Source organism: Vibrio sp. BS-M-Sm-2 (assembly GCF_041504345.1).
GTDB lineage: Bacteria > Pseudomonadota > Gammaproteobacteria > Enterobacterales > Vibrionaceae > Vibrio > Vibrio satsumensis.
The window spans coordinates 611892-627519 of record NZ_CP167895.1 but is presented as its reverse complement, the minus strand read 5'-3'; the positions used below and the strand labels follow the sequence as shown (position 1 = coordinate 627519).

The 15628-nt window shown below is 45.9% G+C and carries 12 protein-coding genes and 1 pseudogene; 1 reads left to right on the top strand and 12 read right to left on the bottom strand.

Annotation, left to right across the window (positions count from 1 at the left end; all coding sequences use genetic code 11):
- The first annotated feature begins 38 nt into the window (after positions 1-38).
- Positions 39-617, top strand: a complete 579-nt coding sequence (locus AB8613_RS18890; protein ID WP_146491135.1) for a TetR/AcrR family transcriptional regulator — start codon at positions 39-41, stop codon at positions 615-617.
- A 112-nt stretch (positions 618-729) separates the two neighbouring features.
- Here the strand turns inward: AB8613_RS18890 and AB8613_RS18885 are convergent, their stop codons facing one another.
- The 12 genes and pseudogenes from AB8613_RS18885 to betB form a co-directional block, all read right to left on the bottom strand.
- Positions 730-1977, bottom strand: coding sequence for an anaerobic sulfatase maturase (locus tag AB8613_RS18885; protein WP_372385573.1), 1248 nt, complete (start codon positions 1975-1977; stop codon positions 730-732).
- Positions 1978-2096: 119 nt separating this feature from the next.
- Positions 2097-3842, bottom strand: coding sequence for an arylsulfatase (locus tag AB8613_RS18880; protein WP_327784662.1), 1746 nt, complete (start codon positions 3840-3842; stop codon positions 2097-2099).
- Between the two features lie 75 nt (positions 3843-3917).
- Positions 3918-4334 (bottom strand): tetratricopeptide repeat protein, encoded by a 417-nt coding sequence (locus AB8613_RS18875; RefSeq protein ID WP_210442044.1) that lies wholly within the window; start codon positions 4332-4334, stop codon positions 3918-3920.
- 160 nt (positions 4335-4494) lie between these two features.
- Positions 4495-5700, bottom strand: a complete 1206-nt coding sequence (locus AB8613_RS18870) for an iron-containing alcohol dehydrogenase (RefSeq protein WP_146491139.1) — start codon at positions 5698-5700, stop codon at positions 4495-4497.
- A 177-nt stretch (positions 5701-5877) separates the two neighbouring features.
- Entirely contained in the window at positions 5878-6321 is a 444-nt protein-coding gene (locus AB8613_RS18865; protein ID WP_146491140.1) for a hypothetical protein, read from the bottom strand.
- A gap of 43 nt (positions 6322-6364) precedes the next feature.
- Positions 6365-7780 (bottom strand): coniferyl aldehyde dehydrogenase, encoded by a 1416-nt coding sequence (locus AB8613_RS18860; RefSeq protein WP_372385570.1) that lies wholly within the window; start codon positions 7778-7780, stop codon positions 6365-6367.
- Positions 7781-8069: 289 nt separating this feature from the next.
- Positions 8070-8552, bottom strand: a complete 483-nt coding sequence (locus AB8613_RS18855) for a MarR family winged helix-turn-helix transcriptional regulator (RefSeq protein ID WP_017061075.1) — start codon at positions 8550-8552, stop codon at positions 8070-8072.
- Positions 8553-9038: 486 nt separating this feature from the next.
- Positions 9039-10249 (bottom strand): annotated as a pseudogene (choV, locus tag AB8613_RS18850) (choline ABC transporter ATP-binding protein).
- 2 nt (positions 10250-10251) lie between these two features.
- Positions 10252-11094 (bottom strand): choline ABC transporter permease subunit, encoded by an 843-nt coding sequence (gene choW, locus AB8613_RS18845; protein WP_372385568.1) that lies wholly within the window; start codon positions 11092-11094, stop codon positions 10252-10254.
- Positions 11095-11189: 95 nt separating this feature from the next.
- Positions 11190-12167 (bottom strand): choline ABC transporter substrate-binding protein, encoded by a 978-nt coding sequence (locus AB8613_RS18840; RefSeq protein ID WP_146491143.1) that lies wholly within the window; start codon positions 12165-12167, stop codon positions 11190-11192.
- A gap of 105 nt (positions 12168-12272) precedes the next feature.
- Positions 12273-13985, bottom strand: coding sequence for a choline dehydrogenase (betA, locus tag AB8613_RS18835; protein WP_372385566.1), 1713 nt, complete (start codon positions 13983-13985; stop codon positions 12273-12275).
- 72 nt (positions 13986-14057) lie between these two features.
- Positions 14058-15518 (bottom strand): betaine-aldehyde dehydrogenase, encoded by a 1461-nt coding sequence (gene betB / locus AB8613_RS18830; protein WP_372385564.1) that lies wholly within the window; start codon positions 15516-15518, stop codon positions 14058-14060.
- Positions 15519-15628: the final 110 nt, after the last annotated feature.

Here is a 15628-nt window from a genome sequence, read left to right as displayed (position 1 = left end):
TACACTATTCCTCATTCTCAGCATAAAGAGTAAGAACAATGAAAGACATGCGACAAGCTATGCTCGATGCAGGGTTTAGCCTTATTAATGAACACGGGTTTGCTGGTGTTGGCCTGATGAAAATCATCAACCAAGCGGAAGGCACCAAGGGTTCTTTTTACCACTACTTTAAATCCAAAGAGCACTTTGGCGAGATCCTTCTTACTAACTACTTTGATGAGCACCTCGCTAAGCTGGACGACTTTTTAAGTGATGAATCGCTTTCTCGTCGTGATCGCGTTAAAGCCTATTTCGATTTTTGGTGCGCGTCGAAGCTGACTGAGGGCTTCAATATCCAATGTCTTGTCGTAAAACTGGCTGGAGAAGTGTCTGGGTCTGCTAACCCGCTGCAATCGACCATGGCGGAAGGCGCAGAAAAGATCATCCTGCGTATGGCAAAGCTATTTGAAGAAGGCAATGAGGACGGTGATTTCACTATCGCAGAGCCAGAATCGCTATCTCGAACGCTTTATGGCTTGTGGCTAGGCTCAACGCTCATGGCCGCGATGCAGCGCAACCGTTCGATTCTAAACAATGCCATGGATGAAACCATTCTTGCCATGAGCCCAGCACAATAATCGGCTGACTAGATACCCCCGTAACCAGAAGCCAAATACCAAAAGGCTCGCACAATTTAGCGAGCCTTCTATCTAACTTTAAATCTTGATTGAATCGATTCACGCCAACTCACTACCCCAGACGAGACGCAATATTATTGGCTTTGAGTAAGCCCTTAATAACCGGGTCGATATGCTTGAAGAAGCTCAGCCACCCTTGACACAGGTAATTTAGTCCGGCTTCACCATCACGACTGTTGATAATTCGGTTCTTAGGGCACTCCCCATGGCATGCGAACTTAAACTCACAGGTTTGGCATTGTTTCGGCAAATACTTCTGTTTGGCGAACCCAAAACTCTGTTGCTTTGGCGAAAAGGCTAAAGATGAAAGTTCTTGTTCCTGAATATTACCCAACTGAAATTCAGGAAAGACATAATGGTCACATGAATACACATCACCATTGGGCTCAACCGCTAACCCTTTTCCGCAGATCTCACTCAAGGTGCACATGGTACTGTCTCTTCCCATCCACACGCCGACGAAATTTTCAAAATAAGGCACGAGTACTCGACCAAAATCGTGTTCGAACCACTCATCAAAAACCGTCGAAAGAAACTCTCCCCATTGCGTTGAACCGACACTCCAAGGATCTACTTCACCAGAAACGGGAATGATCGCTTGTTGGTTGCTCAACCATTTATTGTTGGTATGAGCCTCGTGCTTATCCACCACAGGGATGAACTGCAGCTGCTTTGAACCGACTTCGTCACGCAGAAAACGATAAACCTCTAACGGGTATTTGCCCGTCACATCATTCACACAGGTAAGGGTTGCAAACTCAACGTTATGTTTTTTTAGATAGCCGATTCCCCGTATGGTTTGGGAAAAAGTGCCTTTGCCTGCGCGATTAGTGCGGTAATGATTATGCAGATGCTCTGGACCATCAATGCTCACACCGATGATAAAATCATTGTTCTTGAAGAACTCACACCAATCATCATTCAACAAGGTGCCATTGGTTTGCAGGTCATTGCTAATCTTACTGTGGCTAGGGCAATATTTTTTCTGTAATGCCACGACCCTTTCAAAGTACTCAATGCCGAGCAGAGTTGGCTCACCACCATGCCAAGAAAAGATAATCTCCGGCGTATTCTGCCCCTCAATATACTGCTTGATATACAACTCTAGCAGTTCCTCATCCATCACATATTGAGTGCCCTTAGGGTATTCAAGCAGGTGTTGCTTTTCCAAGTAATAACAGTAGGTACAGCTGATATTGCATACGGCACCAATGGGTTTTGCCAACGCTTGAAGCTTGCTGTGCGCCTTGCCATTAAACTGCGGAACCGAACTCAGGTTTGATAGTGATAAGGTCGTCATGAAGAATTCCTCGATGTAAAAGTTATTGTATTAGCCAAAACAATTCGTAATTCCTTTACATGGTGTTCATCGGCCAACCAAGCCTGATGGCATTAGGTTGGCCGAGTGGTTTTTTTCCTCTATTTCACGTTCTCAAACGGGTTCCACGCTTCATCAACTGGCACAATGTTTTGCGCTTTTTCGTACTCTTGATACTCAGCAACCATCTCTAGGAACAAGTCTGGCATTTGATTTCTTAAGTCATGCTGCTCAGCCGGATCCTGTTTGGTGTTGTACAGATGCCATTCACTGTCACCGCCCATGCCTGTAGAGATTCGGATGATCTTGTAATCCCCTTTGAGCAAAATGCCACTACCGAACAACTCAAATGGAATCGCATTATCGGCACTGTGCACCTCTGTAGTTTCTCCCTTAAAGTAAGGCAACAAGCTCACACCACTCATCGGGGCCACTTCACGACCTTGATACTCTGTTCCTGGATGTTCTACATCGGCAATTTCAAGAATGGTGGCAGCGATGTCTTTTACTTGTGACAAATCATCAGTTTGAGTACCAGGCTCTAACGCTTGCTCCCCCTCTAAGACGACTTTCGCAGGTTTAACAATGAACGGAACTCGGATACCACCTTCCGCGGTATAGGCTTTGTACCAAGACAAGCCACCGGTAGACGCACTCGCCCACTCAGGACCAAGTGACACACTAGAGTTTGCTTTGCCTAAGTTTTCAGTTGAGTTATCAAAGTGATGCGCCGTCCATGTTCGAATCAGATCACTGATGTTTTCACCGGTAATATCTGCAGCTTCTGGGCCGTTATCTGCCAGATACATGATGTAAGTATTGTCGTATTCCCCAATGTCTTTTAGGTAGTCGACAATCTGGCCAACTTGCTGGTCTTGCATCTCCATCATGCCCATCGCGACAGCCATCTTCTTGCCATACCATTTTTGTTTTTTCTCAGAGAGTGAATCCCAAGGGCGACTCAATGAATTACGACCTGAGATATCCGCATCTTTAGGAATCACGCCCATCTCTTTCATGCGTTGAAAACGGTCTTCTCGAACCGAGTCCCAACCATGCTCGACGTAGTAATCGACTTTATCTTGATACGCTGATTCTGGTGCTTGCAGCGGAAGGTGTATCGCAGTGAAAGGAAGATAAGCAAAGAAAGGCTTACCGTCGTCTTTCTTGCCATCGATCATCTTGATGAGTTCGTTGGTGTAGACTTGGTCGGAGTACTCGCCTTTGTATTTGTCCTCAACCACTTCACCGTTTCTGTAGGTAGGCTCAACTTCAACACCGGGAATGTCACCTTTTTGCAGCGCATCTGCTGTCGCTGCATTTTTGGCTGGGAACATCATGTCGCGGTTAAAGTGATTAGAACCGCCCGCTAAAATGCCGTAACTCTCCGAAAAACCTCTGTCGTCTGGTAAAAACCCATCATCATGACCTAAATGCCATTTGCCCGATAAATACGTGTTGTAGCCATTTTCCTTGAGCAGCGTAGCCACTGTTACGCCCTTCTTGGTCAGGTAACCTTCATAACCCGGCTTACCAATCGCACCTGGATAGACAGCATAATCAAAGGTACCTAGCCCAACCTCGTGGCTGTTCGCGCCAGTTAGCATCATTGAGCGAGTGACTGATGAGGTCGGTGAAGCGTGAAAGTTAGTGAATTTAACCCCCTCTTCAGCCAACGCCATCAAGTTCGGTGTTTCGACTTCTGAACCATAAGGCTGGGTATCAGCAAAGCCAACATCATCACCGACAATAACAACGATGTTCGGCTTGTCTGATTCGGCGGCGAAGGCGGCACTACTTGCGGCGGCCATCGCGGTGAATAGTAGGGATTTCTTGAATGTCTGCATAAGACGTCTCCAATAGCTGTGAATAATTTTTCTGTGATTAGCTTTTTCTGTGACTAACTTTGGTTAGAATCTGAATTAGTGCGCGGCTTGGGACATCCAATGTAATAAGTCGAGCGCAGGGTCATAATCTTGAGCTGCTGCCAACCCGATCCAGGTGACAGCTTCCGCCTGGCTAACCTGAACACCACTTCCAGAGAAGTACATTAGGCCAAGCTGTGTTTGAGCTTCAGGGCTACCGGCACTGGCTGCGGTTTCAAACCACCGCGCCGCTTTCTCGTCATTTTGCTCAACACCATCACCGCTCAAATACCGATAAGCGAGAGCAAGTTGTGCTTCAGACTGTCCTCCATAGGCTTCATCCAACACCTGAACAACATCTCGGTGCTGTTCAGACAAAGCCGCGGAGCTTTCACTTCCAACGCTTGCCTTGGCAAAAAGCAGAACAGCCAAAACACCAGTCAGAATCACGGTAGTTAAACGTTTATTGAACATTTATTTCCTCCTCAGGAATAAAGGTCACAACGTCCCTGTCGAGTGAATTAGGTGAAAAGTAGGAATGGCGCGATGATGCACAAGCTCGATAGCAATACGTTTTCAATCTTCATAATTTGTCCTCGATTTTCAGTAAATTTTGGGATGCTTAATCAGACGACTAAATTGATTTTTCTATAATCTGTTCAATCGTTTGTTTTGAGATTGGGTAGAACTGGAAGCAGATATCTTTCTCAATCGCTTGAGCAATATTGCGCTTCTCTTGGTCATCAAATTCCCAGCTACTGAAACGCTTCATCGCACCAACTTGGGTTTGGAAGTTGTGTAAGAAATCCAACACTCGTTGGTAAATCATCTCGTCCGTTCCAGTGCTCTCTAGCGAGAATGCTTGAGCCAATTTAATTGCGTTCGGCATATAGAACTCGGGCAGAGCCTCAATCACAACTGGCATCAGTACCGTGTTAGCGTCGCCATGTGGAATATGGCTAATCGCACCAAAGGCATGGGCGCAGTTATGAATTGGGATGCCACCTAACGATGAATAAAATGCAGAAATCGCCATGGTGCTTGCCTGAAGTAGATTGCCTCGTGCCGTTAGGTTTTCAGGCTCCTCAAGTGCCACGGGTAAGTTTTCAACAATCAGTTTTGCAGCTTGGATACCGTAAGCATCGGTAAAGGCATTGCTCATAGGAGAAACAATGGCCTCAACGGCGTGCGTTAATGCATCCATTGCTGTTGAGCGAGTAAGGTGAGCAGGTAATTTGGTCGTAACTGTAGGATCAAGTATTGCGATGTCAGCTTCTAAACCGGACGCGACTAAACTTGCCTTAATGTTTTCATGCTCGTTGTAAAAAACAGCAATCGGAGAGGCTTCCGCGCCAGTTCCCGCGGTTGTCGGTACGGCAATGTGAGGAACTCGAATGTCTTCATTGTTTGGCCAAACATCCATAAAGCCACCGCCTGCAATCACGGTACGGATATCATCAATCTGCTTATGGAGTGCGTATTTCACGCCCTTAGAAGCATCAATCACGCTGCCCCCACCGACAGACAAAATAGCGTCGGCATTTAAGCTATTAGCAAACTCAATCGCAGCGTTGATATTGTCGCAAGTCGCGTCTGGCGCAATATCTGTATACACACCAGCGAGCTGAGTCGTTTGTTGATTTGCTTCTTGATTCACCGTCTGGTTTGCAAACAACGCTGAAAATTGCTCAACAAAGCCCAAAGACTCCAAACCTTTGTCAGAAAAAAGCACGACTCTTTTTGCACCTAAGCGAGCAAATAAAGAAGGGATATTTTCGATGCCGTTCTCTTGCGCATGAACAATGGTTTTCAGTTGAAAGTTAAAGTTATTGGTAGTCATGGTGTTTACCTCGTTTATGTTTGATGACTAAACAATAATCAATACAAACCGGTCGGTCTAGAGTGGTAATGTCAAAGATATGTCAATTAAGATCGTTGAGGATCATTTGTCGAAAACGAAAAAAGCCCGCAAATGCGGGCTTAGGAATATTAGATTCAACGAGCTGAACAACAGAGGTTAACGCAAGTGAGCGGGTACCTTTGTTTTGTCTCGATTGAGATAGTAGTAGAGATAAACCAAAGAGTAGACGGTTACAAACGCATCGAGCGCAAACACACCACTCCAACCATAAAACCACTCATAGTCATTAATGCAGACGTTGTATAAGAAGATGCCAACAAACATCGACTTCTCAAATGCGCTGTAAATCATGGTCGAAGTGCGCAGCGATTTGTACTTGGCCGAGAACATCAGCAACACACCAATACAGCCAACCATCACACCCCAGTGCTGATATGTCCCCATCAAATACGTACTACTGCCCAACATCGTATCGTTGTAAGAGAACAGGGTCTGCATGCTCCAATCAGGCGCAAGAAAAGTAGCGAAAGCCGTAGCCGTTAAGAAACCAGTAACCATCAAATACGCTTTCATGGTTCGTTCAAAAAATCGTTCTAACATAAAAATAACCTCTCAAAATAAACAGTGTCATACCAACAGTGATTTACTGACCAAGCATGCTCATCACTGCTGTTTTTAATTCGTTTTCTTCTTTTGCAAACAGATGCTTAACTCGATGATCTAAGCCCGTTTCCAAGACTGTTTTGGCATGGGAGAAAGTGATAAACCCTTCTTTACCGTGATAATTGCCCTGCCCTGATTCACCAATGCCACCAAACGGCGCGTCGTCTACCGCCAAGTGGAAAACACAGTCATTGATACACATTCCACCGGAATGAACTTGGTGCTTAACCTGAGACTGTAAACTCAAATCAAAGCTCATCAGATACAGCGCCAAAGGCCTTGGTTTGCTATTGATGATTTGGAACGCCTCTTCTATATTGCGATACGTAATCAACGGTAATAGTGGGCCGAAAATCTCTTCGTTCATCACCTTGGATGACAAGCTTGGTTCAACAATCAGATGCGTCACTAATCGATGAGTATCTAGGTCCATCGCGTCGTCATGGCACGCTACGGTTCGAGTTCCGGCTTGTTGTTCTTCATTCAACAAACCCACTATACGGTCGCATTGGCGAGGGTTGATTAAGGACGTCAAATTCTCGGAATAAACCCCTTCATCAAACAACAGTTGGTACTGTTTTTTGTACTCCAAAATGAAAGCCTCGAGTTTGTCTTCAGACAGTAACACGTAGTCTGGAGCAACACACACTTGGCCGTTATTGAGGCTCTTGCCGTAAATAATTCGCTCGACCGCAATATCGATCGGCATGTCTGCTGCCACGATAACTGGAGACTTGCCACCGAGCTCAAGAGTGACGGGAGTTAACGTGTCAGCCGCTGATTTCATCACTTGACGACCCACTTGGGTTGAACCTGTAAACAGAAGATGATCAAACGGCAACGCAGAAAACGCAGCAGCAATGTCAACCTCACCTTCAACCAAGCACACCTCATCGGCATTGAAAACTTCATCCAATAACTGTCTTAAAACGTCATTGGTTGCTGGCGTAAATTCACTCATCTTGATCATGGCGAGATTGCCCGCCGCTAAGGCTGAAATGAGCGGGCCAATCGACAACATGATAGGGAAGTTCCACGGGGCAATGATCCCCACTACGCCTTTAGGCTGATAAACCACTTCAACGCGAGAAGTTGAAAGCAAAGGGCCAGAGTGGCGAATTGAAGATGTCGACCAATGCGGCAAACACTCGATGGTGTGATCAATATTTCCTAAGCAAGGCAATATGTCAGCCATCAAAGTGTCTTGTCGGCTACGGTGACCATAGTCCTCACTCACCGCGACACACAAACGGTCTGTGTAATCGATAAGAGCAGATTTCAGCGCAAGCAACTGTTCAATTCTCACCGGCACAGTGGGCATCGGATCATCTGCAAAAGCTTCCTGCATACTCTTCAACGTCGCTGTCATTTGTGTAGCCGTCAATTCATGTTTCATACATCACCTCGTGGTTAAGAGATGCACACAATAATACACAACAAACCGGTCGGTCTAGTATTATTTTGTCAGAGAATCGTCAATGCTGTCTGAAAGAAGTGGCTAGATATTGAATAAATAACAGGTAGTAAATTTGAAAAAGTGGGAAGAAGAAAAGGATAAAGAAAAGACAAATCAGGCTGATATAACCAGAGAAATGGGGAGTAACAGGTTCAAAAATGGCCGCTTAAAGCGACCATTAAAAATTATCTTAATACATTGTTTTTAAACAATAAGCTCAGCTAACTAACTAGCTCTTAGCAACGTTGGCAATGCCTTCAAGCTGTAGAACTGGTGCAGCGTCGATGTCTTCTGCATTCATCATTGACGATACGCGTTGCATCGAAGAAAGCAGTAGGCTTTGTTCCCACGGCTCTAGGTTTTGGAATTTTTTAACGAAGTTATCTTGCAGCGGCGGTGGCGCATTGTTTAGCAGCTCTTGGCCTTTTTCAGTCAGATTTGCGTGTACTTTGCGGCGATCTGACGAGCTGCGAACACGTTGTACATAGCCGTTCAGTTCCAAGCGATCGATGATCGTGGTTGTGGTGGCTTGGCTTACATTGGTGTGATTAGACAATTCTTTGATCGTCACATTACCCATTTCTTGGATTGCTCTCATTAAGATTAATTGAGGGCCAGTCAAACCATACTCTTTACTCAGCTTTTTCGAGTGTAAATCGATAGCGCGAATAATTTGGCGAATAGCGACCAGGATTTCGTCATGTTTGTCCAAGATGCAGACCTTTGTACTAATATACTGTGAATGGTTTTACAGCGTCGAAGCGATGAAATATCCTGATTATTTACGTCAGGTGAGCTCGGATTACACTGTAAATTGATAAATTACTTCATTGATTTTTCCGCATTGTACTGATGTTCATACTATTCTCAATCTTTTATATGCCTCTGAATTTGCGCATGGCAACACTTTTGTACAATGAGTAGCGATCTTCAGTCTTAAAGTGGCAAACAAGGCAAGAAAAAGCGAGATATTGTCGGTAAATAAAAAGCCGCATACTCAAAATAATTGGATTTGCTGCTAGGCAACAAGTAAGTTCATCCTTATGAGCATAGAAGTTCTATGTGATTAGGGTGCACTTAAGCAGTTACAACGCTGTAGCTTCAAGTATGAAGAGTATAGATTCATCTAGGTAGCGAGATTTGAACACCTCACTACCTATTTTATTCGTTAGAGAACGAATTATTTCAGTTCAAACCACTAAGCGGCATTATTGAGTTGAAAATTACCCGTTAGCGCGTTGTAAAACTCGCTGTTATCCAGAATGCCCACCAATTGGTTGTCTTCAACGAGAAGAATTGGTGGTTACTGATCTGCTTGAGCTTAATCGCATCACGCATGCCAATTTCCGGGCTTGCCACGACCACACTCGACGCGCTGATCGCAGCTAAGCCATCTGACTCGCTCCACTCGACAAGCGCCAAAGTAGATTCACCTTTTACTGATAAAGCACCTTCACTCTGTTCAATCCAGAGGTCTTTAGAATCGCAGATCTTCCAGCTTTCATTCTCTTGTGTCAGTGAATCAAGAGGCTGCATTAAAGAACGACCTTTAAGCACATTCAATGGATTGGTGTGAGCAACGAAGTCTTTTACGTATTCGGTTTTTGGCGTCAGTACGATCTCTTCAGGCTTACCGTGTTGAATCAGTTTGCCTGACTCCATGATCGCAATGTTATTGCCAATCTTCAGAGCTTCATCTAGGTCGTGACTCACGAACAGAATCGTCTTGTTGAGTTTGTTTTGCAGCGTGATCAGTTCATCTTGCAGTTGAGCTCGAATCAATGGGTCAAGCGCCGAAAACGGTTCATCCATCAACAGGATATCGGTGTCCATTGCAAACGCACGCGCCAAACCAACACGTTGCTGCATACCGCCAGAAAGCTCATGTGGAAATTTGGTTTCCCACTCTGCTAGGCCGACCATTTCTAATTGTTCACGCGCTTTGGCACGACGAATATCTTTCGCCACGCCCTGCATTTCAAGACCAAATGCCACGTTGTCTAATACGTTAAGCCATGGCATCAAAGCAAACTTTTGGAACACCATAGATACGCGGTGAGTACGAAGGTGACGCAGAGTCGCTTCATCACATTGCGCTAAATCGACTTGCTGGTCACCGTCTTTGATTGTTAGTGAACCACGGCTGATCTCATTCAAACCGTTAACTGCGCGAAGCAAAGATGATTTACCAGAACCAGACAAACCCATCAATACACAGATCTCGCCTTCTTCCACCGTCAGCGACACATTATCCACACCAACAACTTGCCCAGTTTCATCGATGATCTCTTGGCGAGTTTTACCTTGGTCGAGTAGATCAAGCGCTTGATTGGCTTTGTTACCGAACACAACATCAAGGTTTTTAATGGTAATCGCGTCCATTGGCTTTTGTTCTTGAGAGGTAGACATGATTAAGCTTCCTTCTGGTTTGGTGTTTTGCACAAGCGGTCAAGGATGATTGCGACTAAAACAATCGCTAATCCGGCTTCAAAACCTTGTGAGATATTCACTGTGTTCAATGCACGAACAACAGGTTTACCAAGTCCGTCAGCACCGACAAGAGCGGCGATAACCACCATCGAAAGCGACAACATAATACATTGGGTTACACCCGCCATGATGCTTGGCAGAGCGGCAGGTAATTCAACTTTGAGCAGTAACTTCATGCGACTTGCACCAAAGGCTTTACCCGCTTCAATCAACTCTTCAGGGACTTTCGTTACCCCTAAGTAGGTCAAACGAATCGGAGCAGCTATCGCGAAAATAATGGTCGAGATTAAGCCAGGAACGATGCCCAAGCCAAATAGAACCAGAGTTGGAATCAGATAAACGAAAGTTGGGACTGTCTGCATCAAATCAAGGATTGGACGCAAAACTGTATAGAGCCAAGGACGGTGAGCAGCCATGATGCCAACCGGTACGCCAATTAATACGGAAATCGTTGTCGCCGCAAAGACGAGAACAAAGGTTTCCAGCATTTCTTGCCAATAGCCAAGGTTAAGAATAGTCAGCAGTGCTGCAACCACAAAGATCACTAGCGAAGGTTTACGGTGTAAGTACCATGCAATCGCAGCAGTCATCACGATTGGCAGTGCAGGCGGCATCCACTTAAATACATCGACTAAAAACATAATGATGGTTTCTAAAAAGATAGAAATAGCATCAAAAAAGCCTGCTGCATTGATTGTTAGCCAATCAACACCCGCTTCCATCCATTGTCCGACAGGGATTTTGTTTTCCGTAATAAAATTCACAATATTGCCTTTTATTATGGGTGGGCTACTTCAAACCAATCGATAAATTGGCAAGCCCACCTTTATTATTTATATAGCTGTTGAGATAGGTAGAACTAAGCTTTTACTTGCTTTAGGTATTCAGTAACGGCTTGAGTTGCTGATTCACCTTTATGTGTTTTTACATTGTCTAACCAAGCTTCAACTTGTTGAGGGTTATTGTTCAACCATTGTTGAGCCGCTTTTTCTGGCTTCACTTTTTGGTTAAGAATCTCTTCCATCAACTGGTTTTCCATCTCTAGAGTGAATTCTAAGTTTTGTAGAAGTTGACCGACGTTTGCACACTCAGACAGGTAGTTTGAACGAACGTTAGTGTAAACATTCGCGCCACCGTAGTTAGGGCCAAAGAAATCGTCACCACCTGATAGGTATTCCATCTCAACATTGCTGTTCATTGGGTGCGGTGCCCAACCAAGGTAAACAATCCACTGGCTACGACGAGCAGCGCGAGATACTTGCGATACCATGCCCGCTTCACTTGATTCCACTAGGCTGAAATCTTTCAAGCCAAACGCGTCAGAATCAATCATTGATTGGATTAAGCGGTTACCGTCGTTACCCGGTTCGATGCCGTAGATGCGGTCTTTAAATTTGTCGGCATGTTTTGCTAGGTCTGCGAAGCTTTTCACGCCAGAGTCGTACACGTATTTTGGTACGGCTAGTGTGTATTTTGCCCCTTCAAGGTTGGCACGCACTGTCTCAACCGTTCCCGCTTCGCGGTACTTAGCGATGTCGCCTTCCATAGTTGGCATCCAGTTACCTAGGAATACGTCAATATCGCCGTTCGCCATTGAAGAGTAAGTCACCGGTACTGAAAGTAGGTCGGTTTTGGTTTGGTAACCAAGGCCTTTTAATAGTTCTGAAGTAACGGCGGTTGTTGCGGTAATGTCAGTCCAGCCTACATCAGCGAAGCGAACGTTTTCACATTGCTGTGGTTCTACTGAAGCGTTGGCGTAAGCACTGAACGCGAATGAACTGATTGCTAGCGTTGCGAGCGCCTTTTTTGTAGCGGTTTGTTTATGTTGAGTCGTCATAATGATTCCTTTTTATCTTTCCTTTTTCTGCCCTAACTCATACTCATCGGGGCTGTTTTGCTGACTTTTGACTAATTTTGCTATTTTTATCTCAATAACAGAGGCTTACGCATCTCTTGCTGGTTTATTTATTCTTTGCTTCTCTTCCCACTCAGGTGCAATCCACACTGGAACGTCTTGCGCTTTGAGCATTGGTTTACCCAAAATCAAATCGGATGCGCGCTCGGCAACCATGATGGTCGGTGCGTTAAGGTTGCCGTTTGGAATAACAGGGAAAACAGACGAGTCGACAACACGCAGGCTATCAATGCCGCGAACACGACACTCTTCATCAAGTACAGCCATAGGGTCATCATCAGCGCCCATTTTGCAGCCACAAGAAGGGTGATAAGCACTTTCAACATTTTGCTTAACCCATTCGTCGATCGCCTCATCAGAAGTTACACTCAGACCCGGCTGAATCTCTTCGCCACGGTAAACATCCATCGCAGGTTGCGACAAAATCTCACGCGTCAGACGAATACAATCGCGCCAATCTTGGCGGTCTTGCTCAGTCGAGATGTAATTGAAAATGATCTCTGGCTTGGCATGCGGATCAGCCGAAGTGATCGCCACCGTACCGCGACTCTCTGGCTTGTTAGGTCCAACGTGTACTTGGAAGCCATGGCCATCAAAGGCTGCTTGTCCGTCGTAACGCATCGCTGCTGGCAGGAAGTGATATTGAATGTTTGGCCACTTCAATCCTTTGCGAGAACGAATGAACGCGCACGATTCAAAGTGGTTAGTGGCACCCAAACCTTTGCGAGTCAGAATCCACTCTGCGCCAATCATGCCCTTGCTGACTAAGCCCAGCTTGCTGTTGAGCGTGATGGGGTCGTTACAGTGATATTGGAAGTACACTTCTAAGTGATCTTGTAGGTTTTCACCGACGCCGCTCAGTTCGTGTTTCAGCTCAACACCCGCCTTTTCAAGCACCGCTTTCGGGCCGATACCAGATAATTGAAGCAGTTGAACAGAACCGATAGAGCCCGCAGAAGAGATCACTTCTTTGTTCGCTACCGCCACTTGGGTATTGCCTGACTTTTCAAACTCGACACCAACGGCTTTCAAGCCTGATTGGCCTGTTGAGTTTTGTGCTTCAAGTAAGAAACGACGCGCCACGATGCCTTTCTTCAATGTTAGGTTTGAACGCTTCAATGCACGGCGTAGGTAAGCGTTAGAGGTTGAGGCTCTAACACCCTTGTCTACCGTCATATGCATGGTGCCGAAGCCTTCTTGCTGGTAGCCGTTATAGTCTTGTGTTTCTGGGTAACCGGCATCTTTACCTGCATCTATGAATGCTTGGTAAAGCGGGTTAAGCTCCATATCGTTACCATTACAAGTACCTACAGGGCCATTGTCACCACGATATTCGTCACCACCTTTATTCCATGATTCAGCGCGGCGGAAGTAAGGCAAGCAAGCTTGGTAATTCCAACCAGCAGCGCCCTCTTCTTCCCATTGGTCGAAGTCACAAGCGTGGCCTCGCACATAAACCATGCCATTGATTGATGAACTACCACCCAACACCTTGCCACGTGGGCAATGCAGTTCACGTCCATCAAGGCCCGGTTCTTGCTCTGTTTCAAATTGCCAAGCGTACTTTTCAGTATTCATTGGGTAAGAAAGTGCGGTTGGCATCTGGATAAAAATGCTCTTATCCGTGCCACCAGCTTCCAGTAATAAAACGCTATGTTCACCGCTTTCCGTTAGCCTATCCGCTAACACACAGCCGGCCGAACCCGCGCCGACGATAATATAATCGTAGCGTTGTTCCATGTTTTGATTTCCCTGAGATGAGTCAGTAGGGCTAGCTCTGTTAAGCTAACCCATAAAATTGAGTGTTACGCGTTAGGCATAAGGGCTGGCGTAGTCGCCAAGTTCAATAAGAATGCTCTTAGTCTGCGTATAGTGGAGTAGAGTCTCTGGCCCGTTTTCGCGGCCAACCCCTGAAAGTTTGTAGCCACCAACAGGCATTTCTGCCGGTGAGTCACCCCACGTGTTCACCCAGCAAATACCCGCCTGCATTTGATGAATAACACGGTGAGCGCGAGAAAGGTTTTGCGTGAACACACCAGCAGCAAGGCCGTATTTGGTATCGTTAGCACGACGAATCACATCGTCTTCGTCCGAAAACTTCAACACTGACATCACAGGGCCGAAGATCTCTTGTTGAACGTGAGGCATGTTGTCTTCGCAATCCACAAATACGGTTGGGATAACAAAGTTGCCGTTTGCTAAACCGTTGTCAGTCACTTGATAACCGCCAGTCAGCAGAGTTGCACCTGACTGTTTAGCTAACTCAATCGCTTCAAGGACTTTTGAAAGATGTTCTTTAGATATCAACGCGCCGATCTGAGTCTCCATGTCCATTGGGTTACCAATGATCAGCTTCTCAGTGCGTGTTTTAAGTTGATCGACGAATGCGTTGTAGATGTTTTCGTGTACATAAACACGAGTACCGTTGGTGCACACTTCGCCTTGGGTGTAGAAGTTAGCAACCATCGAAGCGGAAACCGCATCATCCAATTTCGCATCATCAAACACGATCATTGGTGACTTACCGCCAAGTTCCATTGTGACTGATTTCAGCGTCTTAGCGCTGTCTGCCATTACCGCTTTACCGGTACCGGTTTCGCCCGTGAACGACACTTTCGCGATGTCTGGGTGAGCCGTTAGCATCTGACCAACACGGTAATCGCCCTGAACCACGTTAAACACGCCATCAGGAAGACCAGCTTCAGTAAAGATTTCTGCAAGCTTGAGCGCCGTTAGCGGCGTTTCTTCTGAAGGTTTGAAAATCATCGCGTTACCCGCGGCCAATGCCGGAGCCGATTTCCACATCGCGATTTGAATGGGGTAGTTCCACGCGCCAATGCCCGCACAAATGCCTAGCGGCTCGCGGCGAGTGTAGAAAAATTGAGATTCGCTCAGCGGCTGTTGGTCGCCTTGTAGCGTTGGAGCCAAACCAGCAAAGTATTCAATAACATCAGCGCCAGACGCCACATCCACTTCAATCGCTTCTTGCAGCGGCTTGCCCGTATCAACAACCTCAAGATTTGCAAGGTCATTATTTCGAGCTCTAAGTATTTCCACTGCCTTCAAAAGAATGCGGCTGCGTTCCACAGCGGTCATTGCTGACCATACCGCAAATCCGCGCTTCGCAGATTCAATAGCACTGTCGACATCCGCTGAAGATGCTTGGCCTAACGTCGCGATAGGTTCGCCGTTTGCAGGGTTAATGCTATCAAAGGTTTCACCAGAGGTTGCTTTAACCGCTGCGCCATCGATGTATAACGAGTTCATTTCCATTTGAGATTCTGACTTAATTATTGTTATTAGACTCTACTGGTCTATATGTGAGTATTAGGTGCGAATAGTGGTCGTTCTAGTTCTTTATCTTGATCTAGGTCTAACGCTAC

Bases quoted from the DNA above. Each gene is read 5' to 3' on its own strand.
- betA (WP_372385566.1), bottom strand. From the start codon at position 13,985: ATGGAACAACGCTACGATTATATTATCGTCGGCGCGGGTTCGGCCGGC.
- AB8613_RS18890 (WP_146491135.1), top strand. From the start codon at position 39: ATGAAAGACATGCGACAAGCTATGCTCGATGCAGGGTTTAGCCTTATT.
- betB (WP_372385564.1), bottom strand. From the start codon at position 15,518: ATGGAAATGAACTCGTTATACATCGATGGCGCAGCGGTTAAAGCAACC.
- AB8613_RS18860 (WP_372385570.1), bottom strand. From the start codon at position 7,780: ATGAAACATGAATTGACGGCTACACAAATGACAGCGACGTTGAAGAGT.
- AB8613_RS18840 (WP_146491143.1), bottom strand. From the start codon at position 12,167: ATGACGACTCAACATAAACAAACCGCTACAAAAAAGGCGCTCGCAACG.
- AB8613_RS18880 (WP_327784662.1), bottom strand. From the start codon at position 3,842: ATGCAGACATTCAAGAAATCCCTACTATTCACCGCGATGGCCGCCGCA.
- AB8613_RS18865 (WP_146491140.1), bottom strand. From the start codon at position 6,321: ATGTTAGAACGATTTTTTGAACGAACCATGAAAGCGTATTTGATGGTT.
- AB8613_RS18870 (WP_146491139.1), bottom strand. From the start codon at position 5,700: ATGACTACCAATAACTTTAACTTTCAACTGAAAACCATTGTTCATGCG.
- AB8613_RS18875 (WP_210442044.1), bottom strand. From the start codon at position 4,334: ATGTTCAATAAACGTTTAACTACCGTGATTCTGACTGGTGTTTTGGCT.
- AB8613_RS18885 (WP_372385573.1), bottom strand. From the start codon at position 1,977: ATGACGACCTTATCACTATCAAACCTGAGTTCGGTTCCGCAGTTTAAT.